This is a genomic window from Streptomyces sp. NPDC002446, from assembly GCF_053595675.1.
Map to the genome: position 1 here is coordinate 118,477 of NZ_JBSFYC010000002.1, position 15,716 is coordinate 134,192.

Annotated in this window: 15 protein-coding genes; 9 read left to right on the forward strand and 6 right to left on the reverse strand. The window is 71.5% G+C overall.

What is annotated here, in order from left to right; genetic code table 11:
* Positions 1–35: 35 nt before the first annotated feature.
* A complete protein-coding gene (locus tag ACWD6P_RS02205) occupies positions 36–575 on the reverse strand; it encodes an EF-hand domain-containing protein (protein WP_451442073.1) in 540 nt (179 codons plus the stop codon).
* A gap of 363 nt (positions 576–938) precedes the next feature.
* On the opposite strand from ACWD6P_RS02205, the gene ACWD6P_RS02210 reads away from it, so the two are divergent.
* The gene (locus tag ACWD6P_RS02210; RefSeq protein WP_451442074.1) at positions 939–2,519 is read left to right on the forward strand and encodes a phosphodiester glycosidase family protein; all 1,581 of its coding nucleotides are present in this window, start codon (positions 939–941) and stop codon (positions 2,517–2,519) included.
* A 140-nt stretch (positions 2,520–2,659) separates the two neighbouring features.
* On the opposite strand, the gene ACWD6P_RS02215 is transcribed toward ACWD6P_RS02210, so the two are convergent.
* Positions 2,660–3,901, reverse strand: a complete 1,242-nt coding sequence (locus ACWD6P_RS02215) for a cytochrome P450 (protein WP_451442075.1) — start codon at positions 3,899–3,901, stop codon at positions 2,660–2,662.
* Between the two features lie 679 nt (positions 3,902–4,580).
* Here ACWD6P_RS02215 and ACWD6P_RS02220 point away from each other — a divergent pair.
* On the forward strand, positions 4,581–4,958 hold the full coding sequence (locus ACWD6P_RS02220; RefSeq protein ID WP_451442076.1) for a hypothetical protein: 378 nt from the start codon (positions 4,581–4,583) through the stop codon (positions 4,956–4,958).
* Positions 4,959–5,054: 96 nt separating this feature from the next.
* Here ACWD6P_RS02220 and ACWD6P_RS02225 read toward each other — a convergent pair whose 3' ends face one another.
* Positions 5,055–5,906 (reverse strand): LysR family transcriptional regulator, encoded by an 852-nt coding sequence (locus ACWD6P_RS02225; RefSeq protein ID WP_451442077.1) that lies wholly within the window; start codon positions 5,904–5,906, stop codon positions 5,055–5,057.
* A gap of 82 nt (positions 5,907–5,988) precedes the next feature.
* Between ACWD6P_RS02225 and ACWD6P_RS02230 the strand changes: the two genes are divergently transcribed.
* Entirely contained in the window at positions 5,989–6,882 is an 894-nt protein-coding gene (locus ACWD6P_RS02230) for an MBL fold metallo-hydrolase (protein WP_451442078.1), read from the forward strand.
* A 160-nt stretch (positions 6,883–7,042) separates the two neighbouring features.
* Here the strand turns inward: ACWD6P_RS02230 and ACWD6P_RS02235 are convergent, their stop codons facing one another.
* Positions 7,043–7,651 (reverse strand): TetR/AcrR family transcriptional regulator, encoded by a 609-nt coding sequence (locus ACWD6P_RS02235; RefSeq protein ID WP_451442079.1) that lies wholly within the window; start codon positions 7,649–7,651, stop codon positions 7,043–7,045.
* Between the two features lie 99 nt (positions 7,652–7,750).
* On the opposite strand from ACWD6P_RS02235, the gene ACWD6P_RS02240 reads away from it, so the two are divergent.
* The 5 genes from ACWD6P_RS02240 to ACWD6P_RS02260 all read left to right on the forward strand — a co-directional run bounded on the left by ACWD6P_RS02240 (position 7,751) and on the right by ACWD6P_RS02260 (position 11,742).
* A complete protein-coding gene (locus ACWD6P_RS02240; RefSeq protein WP_451442080.1) occupies positions 7,751–8,185 on the forward strand; it encodes a nuclear transport factor 2 family protein in 435 nt (144 codons plus the stop codon).
* Positions 8,182–9,063: an NAD(P)H-binding protein gene (locus ACWD6P_RS02245; RefSeq protein WP_451442081.1), complete on the forward strand. Its 882-nt coding sequence runs from the start codon at positions 8,182–8,184 to the stop codon at positions 9,061–9,063. Before ACWD6P_RS02240 ends, ACWD6P_RS02245 begins: the two co-directional genes overlap by 4 nt.
* A gap of 117 nt (positions 9,064–9,180) precedes the next feature.
* Positions 9,181–9,735: a DM13 domain-containing protein gene (locus ACWD6P_RS02250; protein WP_451442082.1), complete on the forward strand. Its 555-nt coding sequence runs from the start codon at positions 9,181–9,183 to the stop codon at positions 9,733–9,735.
* Positions 9,736–9,739: 4 nt separating this feature from the next.
* Positions 9,740–10,570 (forward strand): response regulator transcription factor, encoded by an 831-nt coding sequence (locus tag ACWD6P_RS02255; protein ID WP_451442083.1) that lies wholly within the window; start codon positions 9,740–9,742, stop codon positions 10,568–10,570.
* A complete protein-coding gene (locus tag ACWD6P_RS02260; protein ID WP_451442084.1) occupies positions 10,567–11,742 on the forward strand; it encodes a sensor histidine kinase in 1,176 nt (391 codons plus the stop codon). Before ACWD6P_RS02255 ends, ACWD6P_RS02260 begins: the two co-directional genes overlap by 4 nt.
* On the opposite strand, the gene ACWD6P_RS02265 is transcribed toward ACWD6P_RS02260, so the two are convergent.
* Positions 11,697–13,583, reverse strand: coding sequence for a sulfatase (locus tag ACWD6P_RS02265; protein WP_451442085.1), 1,887 nt, complete (start codon positions 13,581–13,583; stop codon positions 11,697–11,699). The two genes, ACWD6P_RS02260 and ACWD6P_RS02265, sit on opposite strands and share 46 nt — an antisense overlap.
* Positions 13,584–13,839: 256 nt before the next feature.
* Here ACWD6P_RS02265 and ACWD6P_RS02270 point away from each other — a divergent pair, with 256 nt between their 5' ends.
* Positions 13,840–14,073, forward strand: coding sequence for a hypothetical protein (locus ACWD6P_RS02270; RefSeq protein WP_451442086.1), 234 nt, complete (start codon positions 13,840–13,842; stop codon positions 14,071–14,073).
* A 50-nt stretch (positions 14,074–14,123) separates the two neighbouring features.
* On the opposite strand, the gene ACWD6P_RS02275 is transcribed toward ACWD6P_RS02270, so the two are convergent.
* Positions 14,124–15,677 (reverse strand): alpha/beta hydrolase, encoded by a 1,554-nt coding sequence (locus ACWD6P_RS02275; RefSeq protein WP_451442087.1) that lies wholly within the window; start codon positions 15,675–15,677, stop codon positions 14,124–14,126.
* Between the last annotated feature and the right edge of the window lie 39 nt (positions 15,678–15,716).

Genomic DNA, 15,716 nt, shown 5'->3' on the forward strand with positions numbered 1-15,716 from the left:
GGACGGGGGCGGCATCGCCTGGGAGCGGGTGGTCGTCAGCAGGTGCCGAGGATGCGGTTTCCGGGGGCCTCGGGGTCGGTGCTGGCGTAGTACTCCCAGACTGCGGCTTCCCATTCGGGCAGGGTCAGACGGCCGTCGCCGTCACGGTCCAGTGCGCGGAATACGGACTGTGCCTGGTCGGAGGGGATCCCGACCGCCTGCTGGGCCACGGTGAACTCGCGGAGGTCGATGCTGCCGTCTCCGTCCCGGTCGGTGAGCGCCAAATGCGCTACGACCGCGGGCTGCACCATCGCGTGGAGCGCGCCGGCTTCCCGGGCCGCCGTGAGCGCGGCCACAAACGCCGAGCAGTCCACCTCCTGGCTCTGACCGTCGGGGGTGTGGCGGACGATGCCGTGCCAGTACACGTCGGCTGCGGCTTCCGCGGCCTGCGCCGCGGTGTCGTCGGCAGGGACGCCCAGAGCGTCGGCCAGCAGCCGGGCGCGGAGACGTACGTCGTGGTGGCTGATGCTCCCGTCGCCGTCGGCATCGAGCTGGCGAAACCTGTGCTCGTACTTCTGCTGCAGCACATCGCTCACGGACACGGCACCTTCTCTCGGAGTGCGGGCTGGGCTTCCACTGTGCAGGCCGTCGGGGTCCGCCGCCGGGAAGCAACCGGCGCGTTGCCCCGCGCGGGACCCGGCCGGAGCAGGGCCGCCCCCTTGTCCGAATCCGGCCTCCTGCCCCGGCGCAGCTCGCGTCACTCTCTGACACCGTGCTCGGCGAGTCCGAGGGCTACGTTCCCGGAACCCGCCTGGCGCAGCGCCTCCCCCCGGCGGGAAGGCACACCGTCCCGCCCCGCCCCGCCACAGGTAAGTTCACGGGCCGGCCTTATGGGATTCACCCGCGAGAGCGACCGTCGTCTGTGCCCGTCTGCGCCCGTCCGCAACCTAGGAGTGCCAGTGGCCCTCGCACGCCGTCCGTTCAGAGTTGCCGTGAAGGCGTCGGTGGTGGCCGTCGCCGCGGCGGGGCTCGCCGCACCCGGTGTCGTCGTCGACCCGTACGGAGATACCGCGGCTGCCGCTGCGACGACCGCCGTCCCTCAGCCGATCGCCGGCTGGCAGCACGACCGCCTCGCCTCCGGTGCCGATCTGTACCAAGGGAGGATCTCGGGCCGGCCTGGCGCGGACCACTGGACGCTGACGGTGCGCGCGAACGGTGCTCACCTCGCCACCGAGCAGGGCGCGGAGGCGCTGGTGGAGCGGCTGCGCGGCGCCGGGTTCAGCGCTCGTGGCGAGCGGGTCGAATGGCCGCGGGGTTCGGACCGCCGGGGGCTGGTCGGTGTGCGTGTCCGGGTGGGGGTGTACGGCACCCGGGCCGAGGCCGATGCCCAGCGTCAGGCTCTTGTGGGCGCGGGGTTCGATGCGGTCAGCGAGTGGACCGGCGCGGACGGTGCGCCCGGCACCGGACTTGCCCAGGTCAAGGTGGTGATCGTCGACCCGAAGCGATATCGCGGTGCGCTGCAGGCCACGTACGGCGCAGGTGTCGCCGGCCGGGAGAAGGTGAGCGATATGGCCGCCGGCGACGATGCCCTGCTCGGCGTCAACGCGGGTTTCTTCGTCATGGAGGGCAAGGACGGCATACCGGGCGCCTCGGCCGGGATCGCCGCGTACGACGGGGAATTGCAGAGCGCGGCGACCAACGGCCGGATAGCGGCGGTGCTGCGCGGCGACGGTCTGCGCCCGGAGTTCAAGAAGCTGCGCACGGAGCTCAGCGTCCGGGAGGGCGGGGCGTCCGCGATCGTGGACGGCATCAACCGCGTGCCGGGCCTGGTCCGCAACTGCGGTGGTGTCGGCGGCGACTCCCCGACCGAGCGGCCGCAGCACGATGTGACCTGCACCGACCCGGACGAGCTCGTCGAGTTCACCGACGAGCTGGGCGCGAGCACCCCGGCCGGTGACGGCGTCGAGGCGGTACTCGACGCGAGCGGCCGGGTGCGGGAGGTGCGCCCGCGCGGCGGTGCCGTGCCCGAGGGCGGCAGCGTACTGGCCGGCGTCGGCGAAGGCGCCTCCTGGCTGCGTACGCACGCGAAGCCGGGCCGCGAACTGAAGGTGCGGCACGGGATCCTGGACGAGCATGGCCAGGAGCTCGAACTCGGCCCGCAGGACGACATCGTCAACGGCGGCCCCGAGCTGGTGCGCAACGGAGCGGTCGCGGTGAACTACGGAGCCGATGGGATCGAGCGGACCGGCGACCCGTCCTTCGCGTACACCTGGGGCATCAAGCGCAACCCGCGCATGCTCCTGGGCGTCGACCGTCAAGGCCGCCTACTCCTTGTCGCCGCGGACGGCCGCCAGCCCGGCCGCAGCGACGGATTCGGGCTCAACGAAGGGGCGGAGCTGATGAAGTCCCTCGGCGCGGTGCACGCCATGGCTCTCGATGGCGGCGGTTCGGTGAGCACGGTGGTGAACGGCAAGGTGATCAACTCACCGTCGGACGGCACCGAGCGGGCAGTGGGCGACGCGTTGCTGCTCACCCGCTGACACGGAGCCCTGCAACGAACCCTGATCCGTTGGGCCAGCCAGCCGTTCACTCCAGGGCGGGCGGACACCGGCTGCTGCAGGGACCAACCGGTGACCTGCTCAAAGGCCTGGCGCGGAGGTCTCGGGCGCGCTGCGGCCCCTTAGCGGGGGATGAGTGCGAAGCGGAGTGAGGTGTGGTCGATGGTGTGGGGGAGCGGGGCCGGCGGGGCGAGGGGGCGGCGGGGGAGCAGCAGATGGGCATCGTGGTCGCGTAGGAGGGTGGCGAGGAGGGTCGCGGCGGTGAACAGGACGAGGTCTTGACCGGGGCACTGCGCGGAGCCGTGGCTGAAGGGAGCCAGCGCCCAGTTGTCCTCGTTGCTGCCGTCGAGCCAGGCGTCGGGCTCGAACTGGTCGGCATGGGGGAGGTGTTGGGGGTCGCGGTGGAAGAAGGAGCTGTAGAAGGCGACACCGGTGTCGGCCGGGGTGCGGGTGCCGTTGTGCCAGGTGATCTCCGCGGTGGTGTCGCGGAGGACGGCCGGTGAGGTGGGCCATAGGCGTAGCGACTCTTGGACACAGGCTCGGAGGAAGGGCAGCGTGTCGGCGGTGGCCGGCTGGGTGGGCTCTGTGCCGGCGAGTTCGGTGCGTACCCGGTCGGCGTGTTCGGGGTGGCTGGCCAAGAGGGCGAGGGCGTTGAACGTGGCGATGGAGGCGGCATCGTAGGCGAAGAGCCAGTGCGGGATCTGTCCTACGGAGTGGGCCGCTTCGGCGCAGGGGGTGGCGGCGACCAGGGCGGCCAGGCTGTCGGGCGCGGCGCTGTCCACGTAGGCGCGTACGCGGGCGAGGAACGCGTCGCGGGTCCGGTCCTTCGGGGTGCGGAGGCTGAGCCAGTTGCCGGTGGTACGCAGCGTGGCCAGTTGCTGGGTGATGCGGTGGTCGTCGCGGGCGGTGTCGCCGAGGACGATGCGGCGGATGATGCGCCAGAAGGCTGCGGAGAAGTCGTCCCAGTCCAGGGGGCGGGCGGAGCTGTGGTGGAGGGCGAGGAGGGACTGTGCCTCTTCGCGGATGCGGGGGGTGAGGGCGGGGACGAGGCGGTGGGCCGGGGCTCCCCAGTCGAGGACCGTCTCGTTGAAGGCGCGGCGCTCTGGGCGGCCTTCGGTGGGGGAGATGAGGACTCCGTCGGGTTCGAAGTGGCTTAGGCCGCCGGTCTTTTCCCGGTTGGCGGGGGTGAGGGGGGCTGGGGTGGCGGTGAACAGGCGCCGGGCGTCCTGAGGGGAGAGCAGCAGCAGTACCCGCCGTCCGGGGACGCTGACGGAGACCGGTCCCTCGCCGTGTCGTCGGCGCAGACGCGCGAGGGTGCGATTGGCCCTGCGATTGGTGTCGAACCTGGCGGCAAGGCGGACCATACGGGGCGGCGCAGGACCGCCCCCTGGGCGAGGGTGGGGATGAGGACGGTGACGCCCAACAGGACCGTTTCCAGGGCCGATGCTCGTGCGGGGGGCCGAGGGTGCATAGTGCTGTCCTTTTCAAGATCGCGGCAGTGGTGATCGAGCGGACTGCATTTCGCCTGGTGGCGCAGTACGAAGAGCGCTTTGACGCGTTCCTCACGTGGTGCCGGGGTCGAGGGAGCGGGGAATGCCAGCGGCTCTGAAGGCTCCGCAACTCCTTCCGCTTCCGCGGGAAAGGCGCGCGCCCTCGACGGCAGGGACGGGGACGGAGACAGAGGCAGAGGCAGAGGTGGAGGTGGAGGCAGAGACGGCGAGGGGCAGGGGCGCGGAAGACATGCGCGGCTCGGCGTCGCCGCTGCCCACTGGTGCCGATACCGCAATGTTCCAAGAAACGCGGGCGCGACACGAGGGGAAGGCCTCCGCACCAGCCCACCCCGACATGCGCATCGCGAACCGACGTCAACTCGCTGAGCAGCACTTTCACTTGGTCCAGCGGAGTGGCGGGACAGCGAGAGCCAGATGCAGATTCACCCCTGTGGGGGAGTTCTGCAGATACGCGGCCTGAGCGTGCTGACTGCAGCCCCGATGGCGGTGAATCCCTTGGACCGCCCGGTCGAGGCTGTGCTCCACTGCGCTCATGAGCTTGTCGGTAGATGTCTTCGTTGTCGGTGCGGACGGTGAGCCGCAGGTGCAGGACGTTCCGGACGGATGCTCGGACGCCGCGGGCTTCGAGAGCTGGCGCACTCGCGTGTGGGGCGCGGAAGTGGTGCGCTCGCTCGGAGCCGTCTTCCTGCCGGTCCTAGCCGAGGCGGACCTGCAGGTCGAACCCGAGCAGGTCCCCGCATTCCTGCGTGAGTGCCTCCTGCTCCGCGAGAACCTGGAGAGGATCGCTGCAGATACGGAAGATGTGCGAACGATCGAGGAACACAGGGGCGTGATCTCCGTGCGGTTGGCAATCATCGAGGATGCCGCCAGGCGAGCGAGCGCGATGGGAGGCGGAGTCCTCATCTGGTGACAGGCCCGGCAGAAGCCGCAGGAGCGGTCCAGACGCACCAGCTCGCGGCCGCGCAGGTTGACGCTGATAGCGGTGTTTCCTGGTGCGGTGGGAGGTTCAGTCGCGGTAGGCGGCCGTCGCGATCTGCGTGAACGACCGGATCAGCGCGCTCGTGTCGCCCTCGTTCCATGCCGCCACCACGCGGCTCGGCGCCATGTCCGTGAGCGGTACCACGGCCAGTTCGTCGGGTGGGTTGTGCCCGAGCGGGGCCATCCCCACCGTGCCGTTCCAGAGCACGGCCTGCAGGCACTCCTGGACGGCGCGCACGACCGGACCCTCGCGGGGCTCGCCGCCGTTCCAGTACGACTGCCAGATCGGATCGGTGCCCTCCGGGAACTGGAACCAGCGCCGGTCGGCGAGGTCGGCCAGTTCCAGGCGGTCGCGGCGGGCCAGCGGGTCGTCGGCGCGCAGCACGGCGCCGACGGGGTCGGCGCGCAGCTCATGCACCGTCAGGCCGGTCTCGTCGAACGGCCCGCGGGTCAGGGCGATGTCGACCAGTCCGGCGCGCAGCCCGCAGGTCGGGTCGGTGAGGTCGGTCTCGCGGATGCGGACCTCGACGCCCGGGTGCCGCCGGCGGTAGGCGGCGGCCAGCCGCGTTGCGCCCGGGTCGGTGCCGTCGCCCAGGATGCCGACGGTGAGGGTCGCGGCGCCGGCCGCCGCGGCCACGCGTACGCGTACCCGGTCGGCCCGGTCGAGCAGGACACGTGCCTCGTCCAGCAGCGCCGCCCCCGCCGGGGTGAGCGTGACGCCTGCGGCGGAGCGGCGCAACAGCATGGCATCGAGGTCGGTCTCCAACTGCCTGATCGCCCGGCTCAGCGGCGGCTGGCTCATGTGCAGCCGGGCGGCGGCCCGGCCGAAGTGGAGTTCCTCGGCGACGGCCACGAAGTAGCGCAGCGTGCGTAGCTCCATGACCGGCGACGATATCCGCCCGGTATCGAGACCACCCAGCCGGTCTTGGACGGCTGCGGTGCCCGGGCGGTGGTATCGGAGCATGACTGACGAACTGATGACGGACCCCGCCGTGCAGGTGGCCGGTGCCCAAGAGATCGCCCCCGGCCTGCTGGTGATCCCGAACCAACGGATCGGGCTGGTACCCAACATCGGCATCATCGGCGGTACGCAAGCCGTACTGGTCGTCGAGACGGGCATCGGCACCGCCAACGCCGAGCAGGTCCTCGCCTTCGCGTCCGAGGTGGCGAAGGGCCGCCGACTGTATCTGACCACGACGCACTTTCACCCTGAGCACGCCTACGGCGCGCACGTATTCGCCGGTCAGGCCACGTACCTGGTCAACCGCGCACAGGCGGACGACCTGAAGAGGAAGGGCCCGGGCTATCTGGAGATGTTCCGCGGCTTCGGCGGGCCGGTCGCCGGCCGCCTCGACGGTGTCCGGGTGCCGGTCCCCGACGTGGTCTACGACGGCGGGTACGACCTGGACCTCGGCGGCCGGACCGTGCGGCTGCGGGCCACCGGACGGGGCCACACGAAGGGCGACCAGGTGGTCGAAGTGCCGGACGCCGGGGTGCTGTTCGCCGGGGATCTGGTCGAGACCGGGCAGTTCGCCATCTTCCCGTGGTTTCCGCCGCATGACACGGACGTCTCCGGCGTGCGCTGGCTGTCGGTGCTGGACCGGCTGGCCGCCACCGGCCCCCGGGTGGTGGTTCCCGGCCATGGCGACCTCGGTGGCCCGCAGGTGCTCGCCGACGTCCGCGACTACCTGCGCGAACTGCGCGACGAGACCTGGCAGCGGCGTGACTCCGCCATGGGCGAAGGCGACATCGTCGCCGAGGTCCGGGCGCTGCTGATGGAGCGGCATCCGGAGTGGGCCGGCGGGGAGTGGATCGAGCGGGGCGTCGGGTGCCTGTGCGCTGAACACGCCGCATGACCCCTCGGCTCCCACCTGAACGGCGGTGGCAGCGCGCCGCCGTGGCTGCCGGCGCACGATCCGCGCGGCCAAGTCGGCCCAGGGTGCCTCGCGAGTGGAGGGAGGCACAGGCGGTGCCCGTCCGGCGGGTGAGGCACAGGGGGTGCCCGTCCGGCGGGTGTCAGTGTTCGGCGGCCGGTCCTCGTTGAGCGTGGGTGCCGAGGATTCCGGCGGTGAAGTCCGCCAGCTGTTCGCGCAGTTCGTCGCGGGGCACCCCCTTCTCCCCGGCCAGGTACGCGACGAGATCGGCTCGGGTGGCGGCGAGCAGCGCGTGGGCGGTGAAGTCGCCTTCGGTCAGACCGGGGATGCGATCCAGCAGGTCCCGGAGCAGGGCGTGCCACTGCTCGTAGTTGGCCGTCCGATAGGGGCTGTCCGTGCCGGTTCCCTCCAGGGCCAGCGCGAGGTGGCGGTTGTCGAGCTTGAAGCACAGGACGGCGTCGAGCAGGGCCGGTACGCGCTCAAGCGGTGGGGTGGCGGGCCCCAGTGGTGGCGGGCCCTCTTCGACGGCGTTCCTGACCGGTTCGAGTCGTGCCTCGTACAGCGCGCGGATCAGCCCGGTGCGGTCGCCGAAGGCGCGGAAGAGCGTGGCCTTGCCGACGCCGGCCGCAGCCGCGATATCGGCCATGGTCACTTCCTCGGGGCTGCCGCATTGGGAGAAGAGGGTGTCGGCGGCGGCGAAGACGGCTGCCCGGTTACGGGCCGCGTCCTTGCGTGGCTTGCGTTCGGGCATGGCGTGGGTTCCTCCGGGTTGCGATGCGGACCGGCGGTCCGTATCTTTCGAACCGAAGAAGCGGACCGCTGGTCCGTATCGTACGGGACGGAGAGACCCATGCCCGCAGACACCTCCACTCCGCCGGCGGAGCTGTACCGCCACGGCCTGCGCCTGCTCCTGGACAAGGACATTCCCGCCTGGGTCGGCCTGTGGGCCGAACACGGCGTCATGGAATTCCCCTTCGCTCCGAGGGGCTGGCCCGAGCGGCTGGAGGGGCGGGCGGCCATCGCCGCCTACATGCGCGACTACCCCGACCACATCGACCTGCACGACTTCCCCGACCTGCGCATCCACACCACCACCGACCCGGCGACCATCGTGGTCGAGATGCGCGGCGTCGGCCGCCTGGTCACGACGGGCAGCCCCTTCGACATGACCTACATCGCCGTCGTGACCGTCCAGGACGGGCACTTCACCTCCTACCGCGACTACTGGAACCCCCTCGCGGTCCACGAACCCGCAATGAACTTCACGGGGAGCAGCGCCCGATGACCGCCACCGAAACCGCCGCCACCCTGGTCGTCGGCGCCACCGGTACCACGGGCAGCCGCACCACCGCGCAACTGATCGCCGCAGGTCAGCGCGTGAGGGCCGCCAGTCGTCGCGCCACCGCGCTCCCGGATGCGGAACCGGTGCGCTTCGACTGGTACGACCCGGCGACCTTCGGCGACGCCCTCAGCGAAGCCGACCGTGTCTACCTCGTCCCGCCCGTCGGCGACCCGGACCCGGCCGCGGTCATGCTGCCCTTCCTCCGGCAGGCCCGCGCCGCCGGCGTACACCGGGCGGTACTCCTCAGCTCGTCGGCCATCCCCGAGGGCGGCCCGGCGGTGGGGACGGTGCACCAGGCACTGCCCGGCCTGTTCGACCAGTGGGCGGTGCTGCGGCCCTCCTGGTTCATGCAGAACTTCACCGGCACCCACGCCCACGCCGAGAGCATCCGCAACGACGGCGTCATCCGGACCGCGGCCGGGACCGGCCGGGTCGGCTTCGTGGACGCCGACGACATCGCCGCGGTCGCCGTACACGCCCTGACGAACGACCGCGCGCCCAACACCGACCTGCTCCTGACCGGACCACAAGCGCTCAGCCACGACGACATCGCCACGATCGTCACCGAGGTCACCGGCCGCCCCGTGGTCCACCACCCCCTGACATACGACGCCCTGCGCGACCGACTGGCCGCACTGATGCCGCTCGACTTCGCCGAGATGCTGGCCGGTATGGACCGCGCCATCGCCCAAGGGGCCGAGGACCGCACCACCGCCACCGTCCACCGCGTCACCGGCCGTCCGCCGCACGACTTCCGGACGGTCGCCGCACGGGAGTTGGGCCTACCGGGGCCTGCCGCTCGTCCGCGCCGCCGGCCGTGATTACCGGAGTCTTACGGCGGGCTCCGCGGGGACCCCCGGCGGGGCCCGGGCTGATTTCCTGGGCGCATGATTGACGGGGCGGCGCCGGTCGCCCCGCCCGCACCTCAGGAGGCCCTTGTGTCGCGCCGTCTTCGGCTGTCGCGCCGTACCCTCGTGCCCGCTCTCGCCGTGCTGCTGCTCGCCGCCGGCGTCGGGCTCTTTCTCTTCCAGCCGTGGAAGGCGTTCACCAGCACCACCGTGGACGAGGCGCTGCCGAGCGTCTCCGCGCCCTCGATGCAGAAGGCGGGCAAGCCGGGGATGGACGGCTCCGGGATGTCCACACGGCCCCGGGACCTCGCCGAGGGGCGCTTCGTCTCCCACGAGCACGCCACCAGCGGCATCGCCCGTACGGTGCGGCTGGCGGACGGTGGCCAGGTGCTGCGGCTGGAGGACCTGAAGACCTCGGAAGGCCCCGACGTACGGGTCTACCTGTCGCCCCGGCACGCCGGTGCGGTGAAGAAGGGCCTCGGCGCCGGAGCCATCGAGCTGGGCAAGCTCAAGGGCAACCTCGGCAACCAGAACTACGCCCTCCCGGACGGCACGGATCCCTCGGAGTTCCGCTCCGCCGTGATCTGGTGCGCGAGGTTCTCGGTCTCCTTCGGCGCCGCCGATCTCGCTCGGGCTGGGGGCTGACGCCGTGGACAGCCCGCCCTCGGACGCCCGTTCCGCCGCCGTTCCCGGCCGCCGTGTCCTCGTCGTCGAGGACGATCCGACCGTCGCCGAGGTCGTCACGGGCTATCTCGCCCGCGCCGGCTACGCGGTCGAGCACGCCGCCGACGGGTTCACCGCACTGGATCGCGCCGCCGTCTTCCGGCCGCATCTGGTCGTCCTCGACCTGATGCTGCCGGGGCTGGACGGGTTGGAGGTCTGCAGCGGGCTGCGCGCGGGCGGGGGACCGCCGGTGCCGGTGGTGATGCTCACCGCGCGCGGCGACGAGGCGGACCGGATCCTGGGGCTGGAGCTGGGCGCCGACGACTATGTGACCAAGCCGTTCAGCCCGCGCGAACTCGTCCTGCGCGTGGGCTCCGTACTGCGGCGCGCGGAGGCACCGCCGCCGGATGCGGCCCGGCCGGCGCTGCTGCGGGCCGGTGACCTGTCCGCGGACCCGGCGGCGCGGCGCGTGGAACGCGGCGGGCGCGAACTTTCCCTGACCTCCCGCGAGTTCGACCTGCTGCTCTTCCTGCTGCGCCATCCGGGCCGGGTGTTCTCCCGCGAGGAGCTGGTGCGGGAGGTCTGGGGATGGGAGTTCGGCGATCTGTCGACGGTGACCGTGCATGTGCGGCGGCTGCGCGAGAAGGTCGAGCACGACCCGGCGGCGCCGCGCCTGATCACCACCGTGTGGGGTGCCGGATACCGCTTCGATCCGTGTGACGGACAAGGCCGTGACGACGTCAACGGCACATATGACGGCCAAGCCCCGTACGGCGGGACCGGCGCGGAGAGCGGCAGGGGTGAGCCACGACCGTGACGGACATGCTGCTCATCGTCGCCCTCGCGGCCCTGGGAGCCCTGCTCGCCGGGCTGCTGGCCGCCCCCGCCGTACGGCTGCTGCGACGCGGCTCGGTCGTCGTGTCGATGTTCGCGGTGGCGGCCCTCGCCGTCGTCGCCATGGCCGCGGGCACGGTCGCCGTGGCGCTGGAGATGTTCTTGTCCGGGCACGACCTCCGGGTGGTCCTGATCGTGGTGGCCGTGGCGGGCGTGGTCTCGCTCGCCGCGGCGCTGCTGTTCGGCCGCCGGATCGCCGCGGGCAGCAGGGAACTCGCGGCGGCGGCCCGTACGGTGGGCAGTGAGGCCGGGTTCACCGCCCCGGCCGACCCGCCCACCGCCGAGCTCGCCGCCCTCGCCTCGGCCTTGGAAGACGCCGGTGCCCGGCTGTCCCGGTCGCGGGAGCGCGAGCGGGCGCTGGACGCGTCGCGCCGCGAGCTGGTCGCCTGGATCTCGCACGACCTGCGAACGCCGCTCGCGGGACTGCGGGCCATGGCGGAGGCGTTGGAGGACGGTGTGGTCGAGGAGCCGGGCCGCTACCACGCCCAGATCCGCACGGAGGTCGAGCGGCTCGCCGGTATGGTTGACGACCTCTTCGAGCTCTCCCGCATCCAGAGCGGAACCCTCGCCCTTGCCCTGACCAGGGTCTCGGTCTACGACCTGGTGGACGACGCCCTGGCCGGGGCCCGGCCGCTGGCCGAGGAGCGGGGGGTGCGGCTGCTGGACGGCGGGGTCGCGCCGCTCCCCGTACGGGTCGACGGACAGGGCATCACGCGGGTGCTGGGCAATCTGCTGGTCAACGCCATCCGGGCGACGCCGGCTGACGGCACGGTCGCCGTGAGCACGCGCCGGGAGAAGGACCGGGTGGTGGTCGCGGTCGAGGACGGCTGTGGCGGCATCCCGGAGCCGGACCTGCCCAGGGTCTTCGACACGGGGTGGCGCGGCGGTCAGGCCCGCACACCGCGGGACGACACCGGCGCCGGGCTGGGCCTCGCGATCGTACGGGGCATCGTCGAGGCACACGCGGGGCAGGCCTCGGTCCGCAACGCGGGCGCCGGCTGCCGCTTCGAGATCAGCCTCCCGACCGCCGACGTCTTTCAGGCTCGCGGTCATGGGCCGGGCCGGGACGGAGCGGAACCGGACTGCGGGCCGTAAGCGGTCAGGAAGCGGTCGCGGAAGGTGTCCATGCGCCAGACCGGTGCCTTCGGACCGGGCTTGAGGCCGGGCGTCCAGTGCCAGCCGGAAATGCGCTTCAGTACGGCCGGGTCGTGGGCGACGAGCGTGACCGGGACGTCACGGCTCGCGTGGTCGCCGGAGACCTTTGCGACGGGCTGGTGGTCGCCGAGGAAGACGAGGACGGTGTTCTTGGTGCCGTACTTCTGCAGGTACGAGACGAGGCTGTGCAGCGAGTACTGGATGGACTTGCCGTACTCGGTGCGTACTTGGCCGGTGTGCTTCCAGACGTCCACGGGGTTTCTGCCCGCCTTCTCGACGGCGTGGTAGACGGATCCGTCACCGATCTCGTCCCAGCCGATCGTCTTGGGCAGGGGCGCCCAGGGGTTGTGGCTGGAGGTGAGGACGACGAACGACATCAGCGGCTTCGAGTGCTGCCCGGCTCGCTGCCCGGCCCGCTCTCCGGTGTGGTTCTTGCCGTGCTCCAGGCGCTCGAAGGCCGACAGGGCGTACTGGTCGGGCATCGTCGACCAGCTGAATTTCGGGCCTTTGTAGCCGAGGTCCCGGGAGCCGTAGACATGGTCGAGGCCGTAGAAGGACGCCTCCGGCCAGCCCTTGGTCAGGCCCGGCATGATGCCGACCGTTCGCCAGCCGCCGGTGCGTTGGAAGGCGCCGGTGAGGGTCAGGCGGTCGCCGGCGGTGAGGGTGCGGTAGCGCTGTTGGTTGTCGATCCACAGGCCCGACATGAAGGTGGAGTGGCCCAGCCAGCTGCTCCCGCCGTACGTCGCCGAGGTGAGCCAGCCGCTCCGTGCGGAGTACCCGGCCGCGCGCAGCCGTTTGGTGCCGTCTGCGAGGGCTGCGTCGACTCCCGGAGCCGTCAACGGGTCCTCGATGGCGCTGCGTCCGTAACTCTCGATGAACGTGAAGATGACGTCCTTGCCGCGCAGCCCGGTCAGCAACCGGTCGCCCGGGGTGTCGCGGTACGCATCGGCGGCGGCCTCCTTCGCGAACGCCTGCTCGTCCGCCAGGCTCGCCCGCACCTGCTCCGCACGGTTCTGTACGAGCCCGGCAGCGCTCTCCGCGGCGACGGGCACGCCGGCCACCTGCACGCCGAGCGCCGTACAGGCGACCCAGACGGTCCCGAGCACCAGGGTGGTGCAGCTCGCGGTGGCGCTGTGCCGGGCCATGAGGTTGCTGAGCCGGACGACCGCCAGCGTCACGAGGACGAGCAGGGCGAGAACGAGGGCCAGGGCTCCGATCGTGACACCGGTCGCCTTCGCCCGGCCGATCGAGTCCTGGAGGAACGACGCGCCATCGTCGAACAGGACCCAGTCGAACACCGGGTTGAACCCTCGGCCGAGCGTCTCGTTGAAGCCGATGTCGAGGAGGTTCAGCACGGTCAGCAGGCCGAGACCGGCCCCGGCGAGGACAGCCGCCACCCGCCTCGCCTTCGGCGGGAGGGCGAGCAGCAGGGCGGCACTGAAGATGCCCTCCACCGGGATGCGCGCGAACTGACTGGCTGTCAGGAGAGCGAGCTGATTCGGCAGGAGGAGAGCCAGGACGACCAACAGGGCGGAGAGGGCTGTGGTGGCGTAGGCGAGGGTCCGCGCGATGGACGGGTGACGGTCGCGCCAGGTGCCGCCACCAGCGGGGTCGTCACCAGCGGGGTCGTCACCCGCGGAGGTGTCGTCCGGGATCCGCTCCGGAGGGCCTTCCGGCGGCAGGCCCGTGCCCGTGATCGGCTCCTCGGCCGTGGCTGCCGCATCCGCCGTAGCCGCTGCGTTCGCATTCGGCTGCTGAGGAGAGTGTGTGGAGAGTGACAACGCGCAGGTCCTTCCGTGCGGGCCCCGGTGGTGGCACGGCAGACCAGACCCGCGAGACCAGAGCCGCCGCACCTCTCTGTACGGACGGGCGGAGGGTTCGGTTCAACCGGCGGTCGTCACCCATCACACGCTCTCCTGGCCGCACCGTTGCCCACACCCATCCCGGACATCGGGTGAATTTTCCCCTTGTTCCGAATTGGGTGGTTGCGTGTATCGTCCTCAGAGGCAGTTCCCGCACGCGATGGGACTGGGAGTCATGATGAAGAAGATCATCGCGATAGCGTTCGTCACCGCACTGTTCGGCGCCGGAGGCGCCGGCATCGCCTCCGCGGCCACCATGGCGCCGGAGCCTCCGCCGGGCCGCGGCATCGTCACCACGACGTTCCACTGTCCCGCCCCGCGCGGCACCTTCACGATCACGGCGGACCCGTGGGTCATGGGCCAGTACGAGTGGTATTACGGCGAGCAAGGCTGCACGCACAGTTTGTAGTCACACGGCCCGGTCTGTAGGCACGCGGCCCGGAAATCGACGGGCGCCTGTCAGCGCGGGCAGGCGGCGGTCTTGTCCGGCAGCTTTCCCCCGACGAGATAGGTGTCGACGGCGCGGTCGGTGCACGTGGACGGATGCTCCGAGGCGTACGCCCCGTGCCCCTGGCCCTTGCGTACGAGCAGTGAGCTGTTGTTCAACTGCCGGTGCACGGCCTGCGCGTTCGCCAGCGGCGTGTACGGATCTTCGGTGTACGACACCAGCAGCACAGGTGCCGCCCCGGGCGCCTTGACCGGCTGGGCCGCACCCTTGGGCGCGATCGGCCATGTCGCGCAGTCGATCATCTGCCAGGCGTAGTAGCGCCCGAAGAGCGGCGACTGCCTGGCGAACGCGTCGGCGGTGTCGAGCATCTCCTTGGGGGACTTCGGCGCGGACGGGGAGTCCAGGCACAGCACCGCCGGCATGCTCAAGGACACGTTCTCCTCGGCCCGCTCCTCCTGCGGTGTCGGCTGCTGGCCACCGCTCCCGCCGGTCATCTCGGTGTCAAAGCGCTCGAAGGCGGTCCCGTCCCCGCCCAGGGCGGCCACCAGCGCCTTGGTCAGCGGCTTCCAGCTCTTCTCGTCCGTCACGGCCGTTCCCAGATATGAGGACAGGGCGGTGTCGGTGAATTCCTCGCCGTCGGCCCCTCGCAGCGGCTTCTGCTCCAGCTTCTCGGCGAACGCGGTGAGCCTTCGCAGGATCTCCCCGGTCGTGGCTCCCAGCCGGGCATCCCCGCGGGCGACGAGGTGCTGGGCGTATCGCCGCGTCGCGTCATCGGCGGTCTTGATGTCGAGCCGGGCCACCTGCCGCATGTCGGCGGCGGGGTTGACGACACCGTCGAGCACCATCCGGCCCACCTTCTCGGGAAACAGCTTCATGTACTGCTGGCCGATGAAGGTGCCGTAGGAGATGCCGGTGTAATTCAGCTTGGCGTCCCCCAGGACCGTACGCAGCACATCCAGGTCGCGCGCGACGCTCGCACTGTCCATGTGCGCGAAAACAGCGCCGCTCGCCTTTCGGCAGGCCTGGGACTGCCGAGCAGCGTCGGCGAACGTCTTCTCGGCCTCCGGTTCGGTACGCGGCGGGTTCTCGGGCCCCTGCGCCACGCCGTCGGGGCACGTGATCTGCCCGGACCCGGCTATGCCTCGTGGGTCGAAGCCGACCAGGTCGTAGCGGGCGCGAGCCTGTCCACCGGCCTGCCAGTTTCCGTTGGCCACGTCGGACGCACCGCCCGCGCCGGGCCCGCCGGGGTTGAAGAACAGAGACCCCAGCCGACGACCGTGGTCCTCGGCCCGCACCCGCGACACGCGCAGCTTGACGGTCTCCCCGTTCGGGGCGGCGTAGTCGACAGGCACCTCCACCCAGCCGCACTCCGCGCCGGGCACGGCCTTCGGGGTGACGTCCGCGCCACAGGCCGTCCACCGGACCTTCTGCTCCGTGAAGTGCGCGGGCAGCACCGGGACGGACGTGCTCATGCCCTTGGCGTCGCCGGGCTGGGACGCTGCGACGCCACCGGCGCCGCAGACCGTCACCACCAATGTGGCGGCGGCCAGTGCACCGGCGGCCAAGGGTATGGACCTGCGGGGAATGGGCATCGTCGTTCTCGC

What these genes read in the sequence shown, in the direction of transcription:
- ACWD6P_RS02215 (WP_451442075.1), bottom strand. Translation starts at nt 3,901, where the DNA reads ATGGTCCGCCTTGCCGCCAGGTTCGACACCAATCGCAGGGCCAATCGC.
- ACWD6P_RS02220 (WP_451442076.1), top strand. Translation starts at nt 4,581, where the DNA reads ATGAGCTTGTCGGTAGATGTCTTCGTTGTCGGTGCGGACGGTGAGCCG.
- ACWD6P_RS02225 (WP_451442077.1), bottom strand. Translation starts at nt 5,906, where the DNA reads ATGGAGCTACGCACGCTGCGCTACTTCGTGGCCGTCGCCGAGGAACTC.
- ACWD6P_RS02230 (WP_451442078.1), top strand. Translation starts at nt 5,989, where the DNA reads ATGACTGACGAACTGATGACGGACCCCGCCGTGCAGGTGGCCGGTGCC.
- ACWD6P_RS02235 (WP_451442079.1), bottom strand. Translation starts at nt 7,651, where the DNA reads ATGCCCGAACGCAAGCCACGCAAGGACGCGGCCCGTAACCGGGCAGCC.
- ACWD6P_RS02240 (WP_451442080.1), top strand. Translation starts at nt 7,751, where the DNA reads ATGCCCGCAGACACCTCCACTCCGCCGGCGGAGCTGTACCGCCACGGC.
- ACWD6P_RS02245 (WP_451442081.1), top strand. Translation starts at nt 8,182, where the DNA reads ATGACCGCCACCGAAACCGCCGCCACCCTGGTCGTCGGCGCCACCGGT.
- ACWD6P_RS02270 (WP_451442086.1), top strand. Translation starts at nt 13,840, where the DNA reads ATGATGAAGAAGATCATCGCGATAGCGTTCGTCACCGCACTGTTCGGC.